The 20,967-nt window shown below is 34.8% G+C and carries 19 protein-coding genes; 17 read left to right on the top strand and 2 right to left on the bottom strand.

Going from position 1 to position 20,967, the window contains the following annotated elements; all coding sequences use genetic code 11:
• Positions 1-17 precede the first annotated feature (17 nt).
• Together RICGR_RS06330 and RICGR_RS06325 are read right to left on the bottom strand one after the other, a co-directional pair.
• A complete protein-coding gene (locus RICGR_RS06330; RefSeq protein ID WP_006034675.1) occupies positions 18-1,337 on the bottom strand; it encodes a M16 family metallopeptidase in 1,320 nt (439 codons plus the stop codon).
• 9 nt (positions 1,338-1,346) lie between these two features.
• A complete protein-coding gene (locus RICGR_RS06325) occupies positions 1,347-2,699 on the bottom strand; it encodes a M16 family metallopeptidase (protein WP_006035654.1) in 1,353 nt (450 codons plus the stop codon).
• Positions 2,700-2,848: 149 nt separating this feature from the next.
• On the opposite strand from RICGR_RS06325, the gene RICGR_RS06320 reads away from it, so the two are divergent.
• The 17 genes from RICGR_RS06320 (at position 2,849) to RICGR_RS06240 (ending at position 20,957) form a co-directional block, all read left to right on the top strand.
• Entirely contained in the window at positions 2,849-3,109 is a 261-nt protein-coding gene (locus tag RICGR_RS06320; protein ID WP_006034849.1) for an exodeoxyribonuclease VII small subunit, read from the top strand.
• Between the two features lie 2 nt (positions 3,110-3,111).
• The gene (locus RICGR_RS06315; protein ID WP_006035111.1) at positions 3,112-3,996 is read left to right on the top strand and encodes a polyprenyl synthetase family protein; all 885 of its coding nucleotides are present in this window, start codon (positions 3,112-3,114) and stop codon (positions 3,994-3,996) included.
• 148 nt (positions 3,997-4,144) lie between these two features.
• Positions 4,145-4,693, top strand: coding sequence for a peroxiredoxin (locus tag RICGR_RS06310; RefSeq protein ID WP_040615656.1), 549 nt, complete (start codon positions 4,145-4,147; stop codon positions 4,691-4,693).
• A 124-nt stretch (positions 4,694-4,817) separates the two neighbouring features.
• Complete coding sequence (locus RICGR_RS06305) at positions 4,818-5,699, top strand: bifunctional methionine sulfoxide reductase B/A protein (RefSeq protein ID WP_006035232.1); 882 nt, start codon at positions 4,818-4,820, stop codon at positions 5,697-5,699.
• A 327-nt stretch (positions 5,700-6,026) separates the two neighbouring features.
• On the top strand, positions 6,027-6,767 hold the full coding sequence (locus RICGR_RS06300) for a hypothetical protein (RefSeq protein ID WP_006035725.1): 741 nt from the start codon (positions 6,027-6,029) through the stop codon (positions 6,765-6,767).
• Between the two features lie 36 nt (positions 6,768-6,803).
• Entirely contained in the window at positions 6,804-7,400 is a 597-nt protein-coding gene (locus tag RICGR_RS06295) for a response regulator (RefSeq protein WP_006035218.1), read from the top strand.
• Positions 7,401-7,527: 127 nt separating this feature from the next.
• Positions 7,528-8,379 carry a hypothetical protein gene (locus tag RICGR_RS06290; RefSeq protein ID WP_006034794.1) on the top strand — a complete coding sequence of 284 codons (852 nt, stop codon included), beginning with the start codon at positions 7,528-7,530 and terminating at the stop codon, positions 8,377-8,379.
• A 62-nt stretch (positions 8,380-8,441) separates the two neighbouring features.
• On the top strand, positions 8,442-9,551 hold the full coding sequence (locus RICGR_RS06285; RefSeq protein ID WP_006035404.1) for a PAS domain-containing sensor histidine kinase: 1,110 nt from the start codon (positions 8,442-8,444) through the stop codon (positions 9,549-9,551).
• A 188-nt stretch (positions 9,552-9,739) separates the two neighbouring features.
• Positions 9,740-10,264: a gamma carbonic anhydrase family protein gene (locus RICGR_RS06280; RefSeq protein WP_006035085.1), complete on the top strand. Its 525-nt coding sequence runs from the start codon at positions 9,740-9,742 to the stop codon at positions 10,262-10,264.
• A 28-nt stretch (positions 10,265-10,292) separates the two neighbouring features.
• Positions 10,293-10,976, top strand: a complete 684-nt coding sequence (locus tag RICGR_RS06275) for a response regulator transcription factor (RefSeq protein ID WP_006034851.1) — start codon at positions 10,293-10,295, stop codon at positions 10,974-10,976.
• Positions 10,977-11,561: 585 nt separating this feature from the next.
• Positions 11,562-12,326 carry a hypothetical protein gene (locus tag RICGR_RS06270; RefSeq protein ID WP_040615232.1) on the top strand — a complete coding sequence of 255 codons (765 nt, stop codon included), beginning with the start codon at positions 11,562-11,564 and terminating at the stop codon, positions 12,324-12,326.
• A complete protein-coding gene (locus RICGR_RS07560; protein WP_050764038.1) occupies positions 12,295-13,422 on the top strand; it encodes a sensor histidine kinase in 1,128 nt (375 codons plus the stop codon). Before RICGR_RS06270 ends, RICGR_RS07560 begins: the two co-directional genes overlap by 32 nt.
• Before the next feature lie 2 nt (positions 13,423-13,424).
• Complete coding sequence (locus tag RICGR_RS06260; RefSeq protein WP_006035554.1) at positions 13,425-14,354, top strand: GNAT family N-acetyltransferase; 930 nt, start codon at positions 13,425-13,427, stop codon at positions 14,352-14,354.
• Between the two features lie 34 nt (positions 14,355-14,388).
• On the top strand, positions 14,389-16,179 hold the full coding sequence (locus tag RICGR_RS06255; RefSeq protein ID WP_006035395.1) for an amino acid adenylation domain-containing protein: 1,791 nt from the start codon (positions 14,389-14,391) through the stop codon (positions 16,177-16,179).
• Positions 16,180-16,263: 84 nt separating this feature from the next.
• The gene (locus tag RICGR_RS06250; protein WP_006034760.1) at positions 16,264-17,955 is read left to right on the top strand and encodes a PAS domain-containing hybrid sensor histidine kinase/response regulator; all 1,692 of its coding nucleotides are present in this window, start codon (positions 16,264-16,266) and stop codon (positions 17,953-17,955) included.
• 168 nt (positions 17,956-18,123) lie between these two features.
• Positions 18,124-18,435 (top strand): hypothetical protein, encoded by a 312-nt coding sequence (locus RICGR_RS06245; RefSeq protein ID WP_006035485.1) that lies wholly within the window; start codon positions 18,124-18,126, stop codon positions 18,433-18,435.
• 212 nt (positions 18,436-18,647) lie between these two features.
• A complete protein-coding gene (locus tag RICGR_RS06240; RefSeq protein ID WP_240992242.1) occupies positions 18,648-20,957 on the top strand; it encodes a hypothetical protein in 2,310 nt (769 codons plus the stop codon).
• The last annotated feature ends 10 nt before the right edge of the window (positions 20,958-20,967 follow it).

Genomic DNA, 20,967 nt, shown 5'->3' with positions numbered 1-20,967 from the left:
AGTTTGTACGTCAACGATTATTGACCTAACAGAACAGTAATCATTTTTTTAGCTTGAAATCGTTGGTAAGCTTTTTTAATTTGTTCTAAATTGACCGCATTCATTTTTTGTGTGTAGGTTTCCCAATAATCCAATGGAAGCTGATAAAAGCCAATTTTTTCTATAGCCGATAAAATGGCTTCGTTATTTGAAATAGACAGTGGAAAACTGCCGATAAGGGCTTGTTTGGCATTGTAAAGTTCTGTGGAAGTTGGACCTTGAGTCAGAAATTTTTTTAGCGTTTGTTGTGTCAAAGAGAGTGCTTTGATGGCTTGATCCTGACGCGTTTGAAGTACAATGAAGAAAGGACCAGCAACTTTTAACGGCTTGAAGCCGCTATTTATGCCGTAACATAAGCCGCGTTTGTTTCTAATTTCATTAAAAAGTTTTGAAGTCAGTATCCCACCGCCTAAAATTTGATTACCAACAATAAGTGGAAAATAATCAGGATCTTCGACAGCGATACCAATTTGACCTAAAAAAATGGTGGTTTGTTTGGAGGGATAAGAAATTTTTATTACCTGATTTTTCGATGGAGGTGGTAAAGGTGCAGCAAGAGGCGCCAAGGCTTTCCCGAATGCCAATCGGCCAGAAAGTTGTTCAGCAATCGTTATTGCTTTTGCACGGCTTAGATTTCCTACAATAGCGATGAGCGCATTTTGGGCAACATAGTTACGGCGATAAAATTTTAATAATTCTTTTTGATCTATTTGCTGAATACTTGTTTTATTTCCAGAGATAGGTGAAGCATAAGGATGAAGCTGGTAGAGTGTTTTATAAAGCGCTTTGGCAGCAACTGCACGGGGTGTTTGTGCTTCTTGTTGTAATGCGATTAAAAGTTGTGTTCTAATTCTATTTATGGCGTTTTCTGGGAAAGTGGCTTTATTGAGTAAAGCCGTCAACGTGTTTAGAGCGGAATGGAGATAGGGTTGAGCGCTGAGTGACCGTAAATTTAAGACAGTCATATCTTGATTGACTTGAGCAGTATAACGTGCTCCGACAGCTTCAAACCGGTGTGCAATTTGATTGGCATTTAAATTTTGGGTGCCTTGATCTAACATTTCTGCTGTAAATAGAGCAATTCCTGGGAAATTTTTATCCTGAGCAGAGCCCCCGTGAAATAATAGTCCGATATCGACAATCGGTATTTCTTTTTTAGCCACGAAATAAACAGGAACTCCATTTTTTGTAGACCAATGTTCAATTTTTAAAGAAAATTGTGGAGGTTCTGCGTGTAGAGTACGGGTAATAAATACTAAAAAAAAAGTCAAAAAATATAAATAAAATTTATGCGGCATACAACGATCCTATCCTGATAATGAATGGGTATGAATTGAATAAAGCGGTAAAGGAAGTAAGTAAGCAATCGTTAAATGGGTGTTGAGAAAATATTTATTAGCCACTTTTTGTACTTGACGTGGGGTTATAGGATTAATATGTTTTAAATAATCTCGGCTTATTTGCCAAGGTAAATTAATGGCAGCTAAGCTTCCAATGTCGTAAGCTTGTGCAGCGAGAGAGTCATTTTGATATATTTTATCGGCGGTCATTTGAATTTTTGCACGTTTCAATTCTTCACTGGTGACACGAAAGGTTTGTAATTGTTTGATTTGTTGTAATAAACTGGATTCAAGTTCTGACAACGAATGACCGGCAGTCGGCGTCGCTTGTAATAAAAATAAATTATTGAGACGACTGATGGGGTTATAAGATGCATTCGCTTCGGCTGCAATTTGTTGGCCTCTAATAAGATTTTTGGCAAAGCGCGCACTATTTCCACCGGATAATAGCGTTGCAATAAGATCTAAAACATAAGGATCTTGATTATTGGAGTCTTTCTTAATAACCGGTACGGGGTAAGCCATCGCGAGCCAGGGTAATTGGGCAGGTGTCCTAATCGTGAGACGTTTTTCGCCGAGGGGAGGAATAGATTTTTCTCGCTTTAGACGAGGAAGCGGCAAAAAGCTTACTGTTGAAAAGTACGTTTTTGCTAATTGGAAAACACGTTTAGGTTTTACATCGCCAACAACGACGAGTATTGCATTATTAGGAACATACCAGGTTTTATACCATTTCCGTAGATCGTCAATGGTCATCGTTTGTAGATCGTTATTCCAACCAATGACAGGGTGATGATAGGGGTTTGCAACAAAAGCAGCCGCATTGAGACGCTCGAGAAGGATTTCTTGAGGGTTGTCATCAATGCGCATACGTCGCTCTTCCATGATCACTTGAATTTCTTTAGCAAAATCCTCTGAACGCAGTAATAAATTTTTCATTCTATCCGCTTCAAGTTCAAAACTAAGCGCTAATTTATCGGCAGAAAATTTTTGGTAATAAGCCGTAAAATCTAAATCAGTGAAGGCATTTTGTTCTCCGCCGTTTTCTGCGACCATTTTTTCTAATTTTCCGGGTCCAAATTGATGCGTTCCACGAAACATCATATGTTCTAAAGCATGCGAGATGCCCGTTATTCCATGAGGTTCATAACTACTACCTACTTTGTACCAAATTTCTGAAAGAACAATAGGTGACCGATGATCTTCTTTAACCAATAAAGTGATTCCATTTTTTAAATGGTATTCATGTACGTTCTGAGCCCACGCGAAGGGAGCGAATGAGAGTAAACTTAAATAAACGAGAATGTGTTTAAAAAGCATGTTTATTTCCTGAAGGGCGGCTTGAAATTGAATGAAATATGGTAGCAAGTATTATCTCTATTTGACATCATTTTGTGAGACTCCCATAATTGTTCAAATTACGGTGTACTTATTCAGATTAAATCAAGAGTAACGATGAGGTTATTTTCATGCCAAAAGCTAAAAAAAATACCGATTTTCAGTTCGAAAAAGGCTTAGAAGCGCTCGAAAAAATTGTTGAGGAAATGGAGCATGGCCATTCAACCTTAGAAGCGTCTCTAGAGCAATTTAGTCGAGCAATCAGTTTATTAAAAGACTGTCAATTAACCTTAAAAAAAGCAGAACAACGGATACAAATTTTGGTAAATACAGATGACGGTAAGAAAAAAGAATTGATGCCTTTTCAAATGAATGAAGAATTAGCTGTGTGAATATGGAACTGAACGTTGTCAGTTATCAGAATCGAATTAATGGCTTATTAAAACAGTGCCTATCGAATCCCCCCCCGTTGTCAAAACCTTTATATGATGCAATGATTTACGCAGTTTTAAATGGAGGGAAACGTTTAAGACCCTTATATGTGTATACCCTAGGAAACGTTTTAGGTTTATCTTTGCAAGATTTAGATCATATTGCGTGTGCGATTGAGTTTATTCATGCTTATTCGCTCATTCATGATGATTTACCCTGTATGGATAATGACGATTGGCGGCGTGGGAAACCGAGTTGTCATAAACAATTTGGTGAAGCAATGGCTTTATTGGCAGGCGATGCATTGCAAGCATTGGCTTTTGATACGCTGCTTAAAGCCCCCTTTCAATCGCTTAAAGTGATTAAAATGCTGAGTGTATTGACAGAGGCCGTCGGTGCTCAGGGGATGGTCGCAGGACAAGCGATGGATTTTAAGGATTTTAATGCGTTAGGTCGTTCAGATAGATCCAATGCAGAAAATATTCACGCTTTAAAAACCGGATCATTATTTGGGGCCGCTTTTCAGTTGCCTGCGATAGCGGCTGATTTGCCTCAAGACCATTCTTTAACCTTAAAAAATGTCGGTCATCAGGTCGGGTTAGTGTTCCAAATACAAGACGACATCTGTGATGATGAAAACGTCCATTTTTGGCAGCATTCTTCACGGAAAGAAAGCTATCTAAAGCGGCTTGAAGAGCAAATTTTAGCTAATTTAAACGTTATTTTGTCTTTCAATGAAGAAAAACAAGCGTTTCAATCGCCTTTTATTCAGCTTATAAAACAATTATTTAGAGAGAGAACCATTGAAGATAACTATCACGTTGATAGAGAAAAATCATTTCTTTAATAGAGAGGAGCCTGTTATAATGGGCTCGTGGTTTTAAGCGTCGGTATACCGGTAAATAAAGATTTATGGTTACTGCCTTTAACAAAGTGCCTATCAATGAGGCATGCATTATTTAAATGAAAATGAAGAGGAAAATAAAGCGATGTCAATGCTAAAAGTAGGGGATAAATTACCTGAATTTAAACTCACAGCAACGGTTGATACCGATATCAGCAAGGCCTTTACTGAGATTACTCATGCTTCTTATCCCGGAAACTGGCTCGTATTGTTTTTTTGGCCTAAAGATTTCACGTTTGTATGTCCTACAGAAATAGTGGCATTTAATGAACTCAATGATAAGTTTAAAGAGAGTAATGCCGTATTATTAGGGGGAAGTACAGATAGTGAATTTGTACACCGTGCTTGGCGGCAATATAATGATGAGTTACGCGCGCTTTCCTTCCCCATGTTAAGTGATATTAAACGTGAGTTATGCAGTCATTTAGGCATATTAGATAACGATGCCGGTGTTGCACAACGTGCCACGTTTATTATCGATCCAGAAGGGATTATTCGCTTTAATATGGTGACCGATTTGAGTGTTGGACGTAATCCACAGGAGGTATTACGGATACTTCATGCGTTGCAAAACGGAGGCCTCTGTCCCTGTAATTGGCAGAAAGGCCAACAAACCATTGATATTACCGAAGCGGCTTAAAAATGCCTGAGTCCAACAGAAACCCGCGCTGAGCGGGTTTTTTTTTAAGGTTAAAAAATGGCTTGTTAAGCTAAATACCCTAAAATTAAACTATAATTTATCAATTTATAATGAGTTCTAAATCATGAAAAAACTGACGCCTTTAGAAGCGCATGTTATTTTATCAAAAGGCACAGAACCTCCTTATTCAGGAAAATATGTCCGATTTAATAAGCAAGGAGACTATGCGTGTAAACAATGTGGGTCATTATTGTATCACTCATCAGCCAAGTTTGATTCTGGCTCTGGCTGGCCTAGTTTTGATGATGAAATAACAGGTGCAATTAAACGAGTTCCCGATCCAGATGGGCATCGTACTGAAATTGTTTGTCAGAGGTGTGGAGCACATCTGGGTCATGTTTTTCAGGGTGAGAGGCTGACGCCTAAAAATATTCGACATTGTGTTAATTCGATATCGTTAGAATTTATTCCTAAAGAATTCAATAAAAAAACGCTAGAAAAAAAAGAAAAGGAGAAAGCGTATAAAAAAGAAACAGCGATCTTTGCGGGCGGGTGTTTTTGGGGCGTGGAACATTTAATGAAGCAACTTCCAGGAATTATTTCAATCACATCTGGATACATAGGAGGGCACACATCGAACCCTAGCTATGAAGAAGTATGTACTCGAAATACAGGTCATGCAGAAGCCGTAGAAATTATTTTCGATCCTCAGAAAGTAAGTTATGAAACACTCGCGAAACATTTTTTTGAAATTCATGATCCTGAACAATTAAACCAGCAAGGCCCGGATAGCGGTGAACAATACCGCTCTGAAATTTTTTATACGAATCCCGAACAAAAAGAAATAGCATTAAAGCTGATTAAGCAATTAAAAAACAAAGGTTTTCAGGTTGTTACCACGCTGACACCCGCAACTAAATTTTGGAAGGCCGAAGATTACCACCAAAATTATTATGAAAAAACAAAAAAGCAACCTTATTGTCATTTCTATACTAAAAAATTTTAAATGATTTAATTTTAGCGTTGTTATAAAAAGTAGCCTTTTTTTTAATGCACACATTTTTTCCTTAAAGTGTAAATTTTCTTCAGAAACGTTTTATGAAATGGACATTTGAATGATGTCGCCAAACGAAGAAACACTAAATAATTTATTACAGCGCATTGTATTATTCAATTAATAGATTATATATTATCTTTTTAGACAAATTCAGGTAAACTATATTTACCTAATTCGTTACACACTAAAAAAATGAACGGATACTCATCGGTATAAAAAGTTTTTCGTCGTTGAACTATTTTCATGAGACACGTCCATAATGGACAGGAAAATAATATGCTAATTGATATTGACAATAATAAGAAAAATGCGGCCATAAAAGAATTTTTAGCGACTCTTTTAGAAAAATTGGAAGAAGAAAAAAAAAGTATACATGACAAAAAGAACATATTTGAAAAACAAAATAGATATTATCGCGTCAGTCAGGCCTATTTTTATCTCGAATTGATCGACCTGGGAATGAAGCACCTTAAAAATATTCAATTTGAATCGATCGATAATATTGATTCGGTTAGAAAATTAAAAGAAGCAGAGGCGTTTTTTTCAAAGCATTCAAATTATTTTACTTGTCTAAAAAATATTGAGTTTTCAGAGTGCACATCCAAAATCAATGCTCAATTTTTAATCTATGCGGACATTGAAATTCAATTAGATGCCTTATTCGATAAAGCTAACGATTTATTTCGCCAACAATTTAATGCTGAGGGTGATGCTATACATGAACTTGTTTTTGATTTTAAAAGAATAAATCGTGCTTATTTTAAAACAAATGAAATAAACTATGAAGAATATAAACTGAGAGCACTTTTTATTATGGATAAAGCGAAACTGATAGTAATAGAGCAGGATTATCATTATAAAATGCTATTCGCTAATATTTTATTGTTGATATTAACGTTAGGAACAGCGTTTATTTTGAATAAAGCAATCAATGGTCATTTTCTTTTTTTTCAAAAAATAAATAATGCAGAGCCGCTCGAAAAGTTACATCAAACGTTATCTCAATTGTCGCTATAAACCGATTCATTTTCATTTTTTAAACAAGGAGCTTGTATGGAACCGTCCCAAAAAGAAGAAAGTCAAGATAAATCTAAGGCGCTATTAATAGAAGACAATGTAGCATGCCAAAAAATCATGACCTATTATTTACACCAATTGAACTATCACGTTGACTTAAGTGATGATTACGACAAGGCCGTTCATTGCGTAAAGCGTAAAACCTACGATCTTATTATCGGGGATATCAATTTGCATGGAACGTTATTAGGTCAAGGTATTGCTGAAATTGTCCGTAAAAGTGAATTCAATGCAACAACCCCCCTTATTATATGGAGTGCTTATATTAATAAAAATGATGAAGAAAAATATTTAGCGCAAGGTGCGGATGCAGCGTTAGTGAAAACATGTCGTATCGAAGGCTTAAAAGAAGCGATTCAGAAATCGTTAATACTCCGTTATGAAAAAGAATTTCGTCATCAATTAAAACTGCTTAAGCAAAAGTGGAAACGACATGGCGGGCCCATAGAATTGCTACAAACATTATTTGATTTACGTCATTTACCTCTTTCAATTCTCGTTGATGCGTTGAATAGTATTATTCAATATCAGCAATGGAGTATTGTGCATACAAAAGAGAAGTGCTTATCATGAAAATAAAAAAAATTTAAACTTTTTAAAAATAAGCAAAAACAGATCATTCATTGATTGACAAATTTACGAAAATTTAAAATAATCAAAGACGTATTCACTCAATAAAAATATTTAAAGGTTATCATCAATGCTAAAAAATAATAATAATTCTATAAAAGCACCCAGCTATCGAATTGCCCATTGTGGAAACTTTCCAAATTACTATTTAAATGGGGTCTCTTTTCATGAAAAAAATCTTATTTATCTGGTGAGTGTAGGTAAAGAAAAGTTTGAAAATAAATGGGTTGAACGTTTTGTCAACTTCGTAAAAGAAGTGAAACCTCAAAAAGTACTTATCGTTGTGGCCGATAGTTTACAACGATTTAATATTGAAGTAGATGATAATATTGATCCTAAGGAAGCGTTTACTAAATCTATCAAACAAGGAGAGAAATGGGTTATGAACTATAAGCCACTCTTTTCCAGTTTAACTATTAATTATGAATTTGTTCATTGGGAGGCTTTAAAAGAAGACAAAGATTTCGAACATTATTTTCATGAAATTAAAAAGTTAGATGAAGAAGATAACAATTTTAAAGAAGCGCTAGAAATTTCTTCAAAAGAATATACGCATCGTCCTTCTAGAGTAATAGGGGTGGCCTATCAAAAAGCAGAAGAGAATTCTCGTCAATTCCTTATTGAAGAATGCGCTGTTTTTCACGTGCTTGCAAAAGATAAAGAAAATTTAGCAATAGTTTATCCTGGCGCAGTAACCAACATACTTCATTATGCTATTAAACATATTAATGAAAATAATAGAACTAAAGAACATGCTTTTCATTGGCTTGATTTGCGACCCACTAAAACGAATAAGAAGTGTAAAAATATAGAATCTACAGTACAAGCGCCTTTTAATTCACTCTTTTTTAGAAGTCTTTCTTTAAATGAAACTCAATCTAGTCAGCAAACTTATCAAAATGTAGATAAAAATTCTTTTTAAGACGTTTTTTATTAAAATCTTAAAAACGAACTAAAATTTCTAAATTTAAAAGAAAGTTGAATATGACCACAATAACAACGTATGAAAGTTTATTAAATATCCTAGCAAAAGCCCCAGGACATATTTATTGGAAAGATAACAAAGGTATTTATCAAGGATCGAATGATGCCCAAGCTATTTTTTTAGGTTATAAAACAGGCAAGGATTTGATTGGAAAAACTGATTTTGATTTACCTTGGAAAAAGCAAGCAATTTATTTGAAAAAAATAGATGAACATGTTTTGGAAACGCAAAAGGAATATTCTATTGAAGAAGAAGTGACCGGTTATGAAGGAAAAAAAGCTTTTTTCTTATCTCGAAAAATTCCACTTTACGAACCGAATACCCAAAAAGTTATTGGCATAATTGGAATCTCGTTAGATATCACCGCAAGTAAACAGGCCGAACTCGCAAAACAACAGTTCATGATGAATATGGCGCACGATCTGAGAACCCCGTTAGCAGGGATTATTGGGATTGCAAGTATCCAAGCAAACGAGAAAAAATGTCTCGATGATCAACAACAATATGGCCGTTGGATCATGGAGGCCGGCAATCAGCTTTTAGAACTATTGAATGCGGTTATGGATGTGATGGCACTCGAGGAGAGAGAAGATGCACTGAACCACGATCGAATAGAGTTATCCCATTTAATGAAAGAGCTCACTGATCTCATGCAACCTTCGATCGTTGCGAAAGGTTTACACAGTGAATGGCAGTTCGATCCAAAATTACCGGTCATTACGAGCGATTACATGAAGCTCAAGCGAATTTTACTGAATCTTATATCGAACGCGATAAAGTTTACCGAAAAAGGAACAGTGGGTGTAGCAATCCATCTTTTAGGAATGAACGATAACCATGCACGAATAGAAATACAGATTAAAGACACAGGCATTGGAATCCCAAGTGATCAACATGAAAAAATATTTGATCAATTTTATCGTGCACATCCTTCGTATCGGGGCGTGTATTCAGGCTATGGCGTGGGGTTATATTTAGTGAAAAAAGCCGTAGATCTTTTAGGTGGAAAAATAACGGTCTCGAGCGAAGAAGGAAAAGGCAGTTGCTTTACTTTAGTATTTAATTTCCCTTTAGCAGAAGAAGTGAAAATTACGTTTCCTGGAGACTGATTATTTTTTTTGGAATAGTTGAAAATTATTAGAAAATACAAGGCGGTCTAGAGACGCATTGATAAAAATGTTTAATGAGGGACTGAATTTGAAATTATTAAATCCTCATGGTGATTGATATAATAATTAGCCGAATTTATTTTCTGTAAAAATTTGTAGTATCACCTATACATAGGAGGATTCTTAAAATGCTTTATTCCTTCGAAGATAAAATACCAAAACTATTAGGTAATCATTATTTTATTGCTGAAAGTGCTATTGTTATTGGGGCAGTGATTATTCACAACAATGTTATTATTCTTCCTAATACTGTTATCCGCGCTGATAATGCGGTTATTGAGATTGGTGAGAATACGAATATTCAGGATGGAGCTGTTTTGCATACTGATCCGGATTGTCCAATGAAGATTGGTAAAGGGGTTACGATTGGACACAATGCTGTATTTCATGGAAAAAGCATTGGCGACAATTCTGTCATTGCGATAGGCGCTACCGTGCTATCCAATGCAGTGGTCGGTAGAAATTGTATAGTAGGGGCAAATGCATTGGTCCTTGAAAATCAAAAAATTCCTGATGGATCCCTTATAATTGGTACCGGTAGAATTAAGTCAAAATTGACCGAAAACCAAATAGAGAATTTAAAGAACTATTCACAGCATTATCTTGATAAAATATCTCGATATCAGAAAGGACTTAAGTTATTTCAAAAGTAACTAAAGTTTAAAATAGGGTAATTAAGGAATGAATTCTATTAATAAAATTTTAAATAAATTTTTTAAAAACAATAATTACTATGTTCTTAAAGATTTGAATTCAAATTATATTAAATGTAGTGAATCAGTAGCAGAAGAAGCAGGATTGGATTCGCCTAAAAGCATTAAAGGGAAGAACGATCATGAAATGATATGGAGGGCTCTAGCAGAATCTTTCATTAAGGCAGATAATGAACTTATTTTGAAGAGGAAAATAAAAATTAATACCGTAGAAATGATACAAGGCACATCGGGGATGCATAGAGTGCTCGTGAGTAAAACTGGACTGCGCAAAGATAACGGCGATTTGGTAGCTATTATATCAACCAATATTATTATTGATGATATTGATATAGATATTCGAAAAAAAGCAGGTAAATTGAGCAGCGATGAGCAAAGATTTTATTTAGGCTTTGTTTGGGGTGAAAAATATATTACAAAACGTGAAGTACAAGTATTGAAATGTATACTTCACGGGTTTTCATCCACAAAAATGGCATCCCTACTAAATCTTTCTAAAAAAAGAATAGAATCGATAATAAAACAACTAAAACAAAAATTACAATGTAAATCACAGCTTGAAATTGTAAGTCGCGCGATTATCGAAGGTTGGATTTATTTACTGGAAGAAGATCTAGAAATAGACGTTTTAACGAATAGCACTAAAAAATAATGAGACGATGAACAAAAACAGCATTGTAAATGAAAAATCTTAAAAAAATATTTATAAATATAATTACATTCAATATTTTTTAATTTAATTAAAATGTAACCCGCTTTTTTGTAAATACAAGTAATAATCTTTTGATATTTGATTTGGCGCATTATGATTAGTCCGGCTAATAATTTTATTTATAACAAATAAATATATTTGTAGACTGTAAGAGAAATACCTATAGGGAAATTTCTCTATTTTAAATTTTTGTTTTTTCATACATAATATTTTTTTGATTAAAATCAAATTTTTTTAAATATATTTTAAATAGAGATTTATTGACTAAAATCTTATTGAGTTCATTTTCAAGCACGCTATTTTCTGAAATTTTCAATCCATCCGTGGTGCGGACATCGGGCAGAGAAGGAAAATAATTAATAGTTATTATTTATTTCATCTAATGTTAAATGTTTAGATAATTAATATTAAAATCTGTATTTTCAATAAATTTATTTCATTATTTATTGAGTTAAATTTTAAAAAAGGTTAGCATCAGATTTTTTAAAATATAAAAATAAGAGGTTTGTTTTGCGATATAAAAAAATGAAAAAAGCAAAATTTCAAGGTAATGTTGATATCATTAAAAATGCTCAGTGTCTTCTTATGGGAATTAGTATGAATCAAACCCATCAATCGGGTGAAGAACTTTATGCGTTTATTAATGAAATAAAGAAATATACGAATATTAAAAAGGTTATTTTTGTTATCACAGATTATTTACATCGTCATTATGTGCAATTAGAGACTGGATTACCATTAGAAGAAGCTGGAAAAGAAGCAGAAAAAATGGGTGAAAGTTGGCTACAATTAAATGAGGCTAGTTTAAATAGTTTATCTCCGGTTGAATTACAGTTAGTTCAGTGGAAAAGCTTAGTTGAAGGTTCTAATCAAATTGAAGATACATCGTATAGCGATTGTTTATCGAAAACTGAAAATTGTTATAGAGACGATCCCTTTTTTCAACAAATGGTTGATACCTATTCAAATGAATTTGGTCAAAAACACTGTAATCGATTAAAAAATAGAATAGAAATTACATTAGAAGCATGTCAACAAGCGGCTAAGAATTACTTTCTTGAAGAAAGTACAATTATTCTAAAATTTATATCACTTAATTTTGATGTAATAACTTATCCTGGGAAATGTAACCAAGGAATAAATTATATCTATAATAAATATATAGGAAAGCCATTGAATTTCATCTCTTATCGCTTTAGAAGTGAACATGTAAAGAATAGCTTATTTTCTTTTAGTAAAAAAACAGAAGAGAGTATAAATGATGCCCACCAATTTCGAAGAAATATTTAAAGCTTCACAAGAAACTTTAAATCAATTTTTAATTACAGAATTACCTATTAATATTTTTTTAGTCAGCACAGAAGGTTATATTTGTTGGGCTAATACCAATTTATTGAATTTAGTCAATGTAAATTCCTTACAAGAAGTGATAGGGATTCATATAAGTCATTGGGATGAATGTCGATGGGACGCTATTCAGGAAGTTATTAGGACGAAGCAGGAAACTATTGTAGAAGAATTTTATAATGAAACTTTTTTTTCAACGGTACGCAAACCGGTTATTCAAAATAATAAGCTTATTGGCGTATTAGGTTTATCTATTAATATTACTGGTAAAAAACAAGCCGAACGCGCAAAACAACAGTTCATGATGAATATGGCGCACGATCTGAGAACGCCATTAGCGGGGATTATTGGGATTGCAAGTATCCAAGCAAACCAGAATAAATGTCTCGATGATCAACAACAATATGGCCGATGGATCATGGAAGCAGGCAACCAACTTTTAGAACTCTTGAACGCGGTTATGGATGTGATGGCACTCGAGGAGAGAGAAGATGCACTGAACCACGATCGAATAGAGTTATCCCATTTAATGAAAGAGCTCACTGATCTCATGCAACCTTCGATCGTTGCGAAAGGTTTACACAGTGAATGGCAGTTCGATCCAAAATTACCGGCCATTACGAGCGATGTCATGAAGCTCAAGCGAATTTTACTGAATCTTATATCGAACGCGATAAAGTTTACCGAAAAAGGAACAGTGCGTGTAGCAATCCATCTTTTAGGGATTAACGATAAACACGCACGAATAGAAATACAGATTAAAGACACAGGCATTGGAATCCCGAGCGATCAACATGAAAAAATATTTGATCAATTTTATCGTGCGCATCCTTCGTATCGGGGCGTGTATTCAGGGTATGGCGTGGGGTTATATTTAGTGAAAAAAGCCGTAGATCTTTTAGGTGGAAAAATAGCGGTCTCGAGCGAAGAAGGAAAAGGCAGTTGTTTTACTTTAGCTTTTAATTTCCCTTTAGCAGAAGAAGATGCCAAAGAAATCGGTAAACCAATGGATTTTTTTGGAGGAACTAAGGTCTATTAATCATGTCTTTTTTATTTAAAACGAGTTTCCCAAGCAACGGAAATAATTTTTTTGTACGAACGTTAACCTTCTGGGAATTTAAAAAGGTAACGAAAGAATGGACAGGGAGAGAAGGATGGAATTCTGGCGCCCATGAATATGTGCCATTTTATAGTATCTGTCCGAATGGACATAAAGGATTATTTACCAACAACAATCAATTAATTGCATCGTTATCAGCCGTACGTTATGCCAAAGATTTTTCTTTTTTAGGCATTTTTATCGTTGACCCCACGTATAGACAATTAGGGATAGGAGAAATTTTAGCGAAGACTGTCTTAACTGAATTGAACGATTGTGCTTTATTGGGGGTTAATGGTGTAAAACAGCAAGTAGGAAATTATCAAAGAAAATATGGCTTTATGCCTTATCATAATAATTTTCGCTTTTCTGGCATAGTAAAGTCACAGACCTTTAAAAATGATTTTTGTAAACCTGAAAAAGAACTAAAAATAAGGGGTCAAGAAAATGTAGATATCAATCAATTAATTGATTATGACGCCAATGTATTTTTATATCATCGTGAAGATTTTTTGAAAAAATGGATAAAAATGCCAGAATCTTATTTATTAGTTGCCGTGGAAAAAGAAAAAATCTGCGGGTATGGTGTTGTTAGCCAATGTCTTAATGGGAATAAAATAGCGCCGTTGTTTGCTAAAAATGAACGCATAGCAAAAAAGTTGTATGAATCATTCGCTTATAAATTTAACGGTAAATTAATGCAAATGGATATCCCTGAAACAAATTCATCTGCCGTAAAATTAGCGACACAATATGGTTTGTATAAAACATTTGAAACAACAAGAATGTATAAAGGCACAGCGCATTTAGTGAAGGAACAAAATAAAGAAGCGCATCAAGTTTACGCATTAACCTCTTTAGAAATAGGTTAATTTTTTTTACAAAAAAATATTAAAATAAAAAACAATGTTAAATCTATTTAAGAATCAATGTTTATTGTATTCAGAACGCCCCGCATTAAGTTATAGAAATCAACGATATTCCTATAAAGAATTAAATAAACAATCGAATCAATTAGCCCATTATTTAAAAAGTAAAGCGGTAAGAAATGGAACGAGTGTTGCACTTATTTCTGAAAATTTTTTAGAAAGAGTGATTAGTATCCTTGCATTATGGAAATTAGGCGCAGCGTACGTCCCTATTGATCCCAATTATCCGAGTACACGGATAAATTTTATTATGAATGATTCCAAAGTAAATTTTATCATTACCGATGAAGAAATTTATAAAAAATATTTTTTAAATAGTTCGCTGACCATTATTTTACTGGATAGTAAAAATAATCCAAAAAATAACTTTTCAAAGGATGATTTAAATGACACGATGGGCGCTGACACGATAGCTTATATTGCTTATACCTCCGGTTCAACCGGAAAACCGAAAGGTGTTCCCATAACGCATGCGAATATCTCGAGTATATATGAGGCCTGGAAACAGGTTTATCATTTAACGTATCTCGATCGTCATTTACAAATAGCCAATTTTGGTTTTGATGTCTGTTCTGGCGATATAATAAGGGCTCTTGCTTCAGGGGCGCAATTAGTAATATGCCCCACTGAAATAATACTCAATCCAGAAAGACTTTATAAAACGCTTAAAAAAAATGCCATCACCATCGCTGAATTTACACCGATCGTATTAAGAAAATTAATCTATTATCTTAAAAAAGAAAAATTAGATTTGCATTTTATGCGTTTACTTATTTGTGGATCGGATATATGGACTTTAAAAGAATATAAAGAAGCGAAGACTTATTTAAGTGCGGATGCGCGTTTAATTAATTCTTATGGGACCACTGAAACCACTATAGACAGCACCTATTTCGAATGTGATGAGACGATGTCACCATTCAATGAGCTTTCTTTAGTACCCCTGGGAAAACCTTTTCCTAACACAAAAATAAAAATTCTTAATGAGCAACTTAAAGAATGTCCACCGGAAATACAGGGGGAAATTTATATTGGGGGGAGTGGTGTCTCTCAAGGTTATCTCAATCAGCCGACGTTAACGAAAGAAAAGTTTATTTCGTTTTCATCAACGAACGGTAAAAATGAAATTTTTTATAAGTCCGGGGATGTCGGATGTTATTTAATGGATGGGAATATTGCTTTTCGAGGAAGGGCAGACACTCAAATTAAAATAATGGGAATTAGCGTTGATCTTCTTGAAGTAGAAAATATTTTGAACAGTTATCCCAAAATTGAAAAAGCAATTGTTTTACATCATTCTTCGTTAGATTCAACAGAACAATTCTTAGTTGCTTATATTCAATGTGATAAAATTTTCAATATTAAGGATTACATCACTTTTTTAAAAAAACGCTTACCGTTTTATGCGATTCCTGTTGTTTATTTTCCACGGAATACTTTCCCAGTGTCACCCCATGGAAAAGTGGATCGCTTAACATTAAATCATAACTTAATTTACGGAGAACAAAGGAGTAATGAAAAAAATAATTTTAACGAAAATAAAATAAATATTAAGTTTGAAGGAAAGTTATTATTCATTTTAAACCGATTATTAAATATTCCTCATTTAACTGAAAATAATTTTTTTTATATAAATAGGCAGGGATTAATAGTCCAATTTTTGAAAGAACTTAAACGGGATGTATCACAGGTCGATGCAACAAAGTTGCTTTCTATTTACACGGTTTATGATCTGCATACATTTTTAGAAAAAAATAAAGTTCTATAAAAAATTTAAAAGAGAGAATGAGATAAGATTAAAAATAATGTTTGATAGTTTATAATTATAATTAAATAAATCGGAGATTTTATTGTGAGCGAAAAAAAAGTTATTGAGTATTTAAAAAAAATGATTTTTAAAATAACAGGACATTCTGTTTCAGAAGAAATGTCGATTGAGAATTATGTCGATTATATTGTCGATTATTTTATGACTATTCTGCATTCTATGCCCAATAATGTTTACTGGTTAGATAGAAATGGCCTATTACGAGGAGGTAATCATGAATTAGCCCGTAAACTTCATTTAAAATCAGGATTTGATTTAGAAGGGTTAACGTATGAACAAATGGCAAATGCAGCTCAGTTACCGACAAAAGAATTTGAACCTTATCGAGTGACTGAATTAGAAGTCATGCAATCTGGAATTCCAAGTATTGCGAAAGAGGAACCGCCCATCAAAGTAGAAGGAAAAACGTTTTATTATTTATCAAACAAAACGCCATTAAGAAATAAAAAAGGTGAAATGATAGGCGTTGTAGGAATTTCAACGGATATTACGAAACTGAAAGAAATTCAATTTGATTTAAAGGTTGCCTTAAAAAAAGCAGAAGCGGCGAATGATGCAAAAACTAAATTCATGATGAATATGGCGCATGATCTCAGAACCCCATTAGCGGGGATTATTGGGATTGCAAATATTCAAGCAAAAGAAGGCACCCACGAACAAGACAAGCAACATGGCCGTTGGATCATGGAAGCAGGCAACCAACTTTTAGAACTCTTGAACGCGGTTATGGATGTGATGGCACTCGAGGAGAGAGAAGATGCACTGAACCACGATCGAGTAGAGTTATCCCATTTAATGAAAGAACTCACTGATCTCATGCAACCTTCGATCGTTGCGAAAGGTTTACACAGTGAATGGCAGTTCGATCCAAAATTACCGGCCATTACGAGCGATGTCATGAAGCTCAAGCGAATTTTACTGAATCTTATATCGAACGCGATAAAGTTTACCGAAAAAGGAACAGTGGGTGTAGCAATCCATCTTTTAGGGATTAACGATAAACACGCACGACTAAACATACAGATTAAAGACACAGGCATTGGAATCCCGAGTGATCAACATGAAAAAATATTTGATCAATTTTATCGTGCGCATCCTTCGTATCGGGGCGTGTATACAGGGTATGGCGTGGGGTTATATTTAGTGAAAAAAGCCGTGGATCTTTTAGGTGGAAAAATAACCGTCTCGAGTGAAGAAGGGAAAGGAAGTTGCTTTACTTTAGCTTTCAATTTCCCTTTAGCAGAAGAAGATGCCAAAGAAATCGGTAAACCAATGGATTGTATATCTGAAAATGCGACGACAAAAATAAAAGAAGTGGTGCTGGTTGTTGAAGATAATGATTTGGTACGTCATGCGATAAAGATACGGCTTATTCATTTAGGGTATGACGTTATGACGGTCGCTGAAGGAAAGGCCGCCTTAAAGGCGTTAAAAACACAACCGTTTTCGTGGGTATTACTTGATATTGGTTTACCTGACCTATCAGGAACAGAAGTGGCCCAACAGTATCGTCAATGGGAGAGGAAAAATAATAAAGCTTATCTTCCCTTTTTTGCGTTAACCGCCCATGCGGGAGAAAAAGTAGAAGAAAAATGTTATGAAGCGGGTATCGATTATTTCCTTAAAAAACCCTTGGCTGAAAAAGATATAAAAATCATTAAACAAGTCATTAAAAAAATAAAAAACGACACGGAGTCACTGATTAACCGTAAATAAGTGAGGTGTGTCAGCGATTAAGCTTTCTAATCAATTCATTTTATTATAAAACTAATGTTTAATTTTTTAGTTTTTTTAAAAAATTAATAAAATAATCTGGAAAATAATTTTTTAATTCTTTATACTGAAAAGACACGTAAAAATAAGCCGAATAATAAGGAGAGAGGGATGATTATTGAAACGTTAACTGCGTTTACTGCAGTCCAAGTCATATGGGAATCACTTGAAATTCTGCATTTAGCGCATGTCGGCCATATGGCAGGTAAGGTCAGTTATAAAGGCGGTCATTCTATTATACAAGCCATTCAACAACAGCGACAGAACCGGCACGATCAAAAAAATCCAGCACAACAACTCGAGCGAGAAGCAAAAACACTGTACGATTTTGACGCGACAGGCGATGTGCGCCACGCTATTTTATCGATTAATGATCAAGCGGAAGCTTATTTGGCTCAATTGAATGCGAGTGTTCGAATTTAGAGAGCGCAAAAAATTATTTTTTAGCGATCGATACCAACGTAACGACACTGAGGCGCCTGCTAACTGCCGATGATGTACCTCAGTTTTCATCGCAATTATTACAGTTTAAGAGCAATTTTGAATCGTTTAAAGGAAACTTTAAAAAATTTTTATCCATTGAACCCCCGTCTCGTCAAGTTTTATATATTGCCAATGTATTTTATAAATCAGGAATGATTAGGCGATATGACAATTTAAAACTAATCGAGGACTATATAAATTTATTGGGTGAAACACGAAAACAAATTGCGGGTCAGTTTCGTAAAGCTTTCGAAAAGATCGCTGGATTCTTAAACGTAAACGCCAGGTTCTCTTTGGAGCAGTTGCAACACGAGATTAAGCAGTGTATGCAGGATGTCGATCACGGACGTGAGAAACTGTATGCGATCGTGTCAAACGAAAAACTGGCAGATGCGTGTATAGAGATTATGCAGATAGCCGCTGCATTTCAACCAATACAGAAAGAGGAAGCCGAATTACTCGATTTTTTTAAAAAAGATTCACATTGGTTTCCCCTATTGACGGAAGAAGAACAGATAGAAGTGGGGCAGCGGATTATTCTTCATGCGATGAACGAGTCCGCCCATTCCGAAGAAGAAAAATTACTGCTTGCCAAAATTTTCTTACGGAAGCCTGTTTCAAAACAGTTGACAAAACAAATTGAAGTGAATCTTTTAACCTATGAAATTGGTTGTCTTTTACGAAATTGGCAAATCAAAAAGTGCGAACAACTGATTCAGCTTCTCAATACACTGACACAAGGGGTCGTGCTACCGAACGCGGATCCGGATCAATTATTCGAATGGCTTAAAATAAAAAAAAGAACGCAAAGTCCGGGTCTATTGTTGACTGAAATCTTAGTGTCTCCCTGTTCTCTGAATCAGTGTAATACACGATCAGCATGGACCCAGATCAAAAATTTAACGGCGGATGAGAGTCTCGATACACTGATTCAAAAACATCCAGATAGTCATTGGGGTGCTGTTTGGGAAAAAAGTGATCCATTAATTCAGTTACCAAAAACATTTCGTACAGCCATCTTACTCAGAGATCGCGCAGAAAGAGACGGTCAAGCGCAAACGCTTCCTGTTGTTTCTTCCGTCATGGAGCGATTAGCGAAAGCGCTGAGTGACGATCTTCAACGATTAAAAATAGAGCTCGAAAAAAGTCATTTTATTTATTTAGATAAACTGGCTTCGTTTCATCAAAAATATAAAGAAATTCCTGAAACACAGAAAGAAAAAGAACATGAAGCAGGGGTGAAACGTATTAAGCAAGCTCAAAGACGTTTGCATGCGATTAGTTCTTCAAGCAATAGTTTATTTCCCTATCTCTATCGAGGTGATGTGATCAATGAAGTCGAAAAAAAGCAACAAGTCGCAACAGAAGATGATTTAGCACATCTGATTTATCGAGGGGTCGATCCGAGTAGCGCCTGTTCCTGGAAATCCTCTTCTTCCCAACCCTATTCTCCATCCAATCAACTGATATCTTATTTTTATCCCGATAAACCCAATGATTCTCGAAGTAAAGCCTACTTTTATGCATTTAATGACTGTGAAGTGAATGCACTCCCCTTGTTTTCGCGTTTATTTCCGTCTTCGAATCAACCCCTCGCGTTAAAAAACACATCTGAATCACCGGTAGATATTAAAAATAGTCTTTCAATACAAACCATTTTAAAAAATCCCGAAAAAGTGTCGTCGATGTTTACGCAGAGCACCGCATTGAATAGTGTGGGAGAAAAAACAGTACAAGAAACAGAGACTGTTTTTCAACAATTGCACGATTATTATGTACTCGCGTTAACACGAGTAGAACCAGAGTATATTCATTCATTATCATTCATGAAACAACTGCTCTGTTTAATTAGAAATTTCTTTAAATTTGGTCAAGAAATTGGAGAAGAACGGTTCCAGAGTGTGCGAATATTTATCGGCGATTTATGTGCGGTACTGTCGGCGAAAGACGTCGACGCCATTAACCAGGCGTTAGATGAATTGAAAAACAATTATAAGGATCGCTATCAAAACGCCGAACGAGTTGATAAAAGCGCTTTATATACGACCATGAAAAAAGCCTTCGAAGGTCCTTTTTTGCGCATCATCAATCAGTTTACGGATATTGATCAAGAAGAGTTTAAATTAAATTTAGAAAAAGAATTACAAGAAAGTAAGTTAAAAAATAAAGTCAGGAGTTTGCAAAAAACCATCGTTGAATTAAAGCAAGAGAATGCACTGACCAATGCGAGATTAAAGGAATCCTATATAAAAAGTGCAGAAGACCGAGCAGAGTTTAAACAAAAAACTGCAGAGTTTAAACAAAAAACTGCAGAGTTTGAACAAAAAAATGCAGTCATGAAAGCCGATATCGCAACGATCATGCGCTCACTGCGCTCACTGGGATTACCGCAGCAGCACACCGACACCGAGGTGGAGGCATCGGCATCCTCAAACCATGCCCACTTCTTTGGTTCTCGTTGATGGAGGGCAG

Source organism: Rickettsiella grylli (genome assembly GCF_000168295.1).
In the GTDB taxonomy this organism is placed as follows: Bacteria; Pseudomonadota; Gammaproteobacteria; order Diplorickettsiales; family Diplorickettsiaceae; genus Aquirickettsiella; species Aquirickettsiella grylli.
Note: the sequence above shows the minus strand (reverse complement) of the source record. Positions and strands in the feature narration are given on the sequence as shown.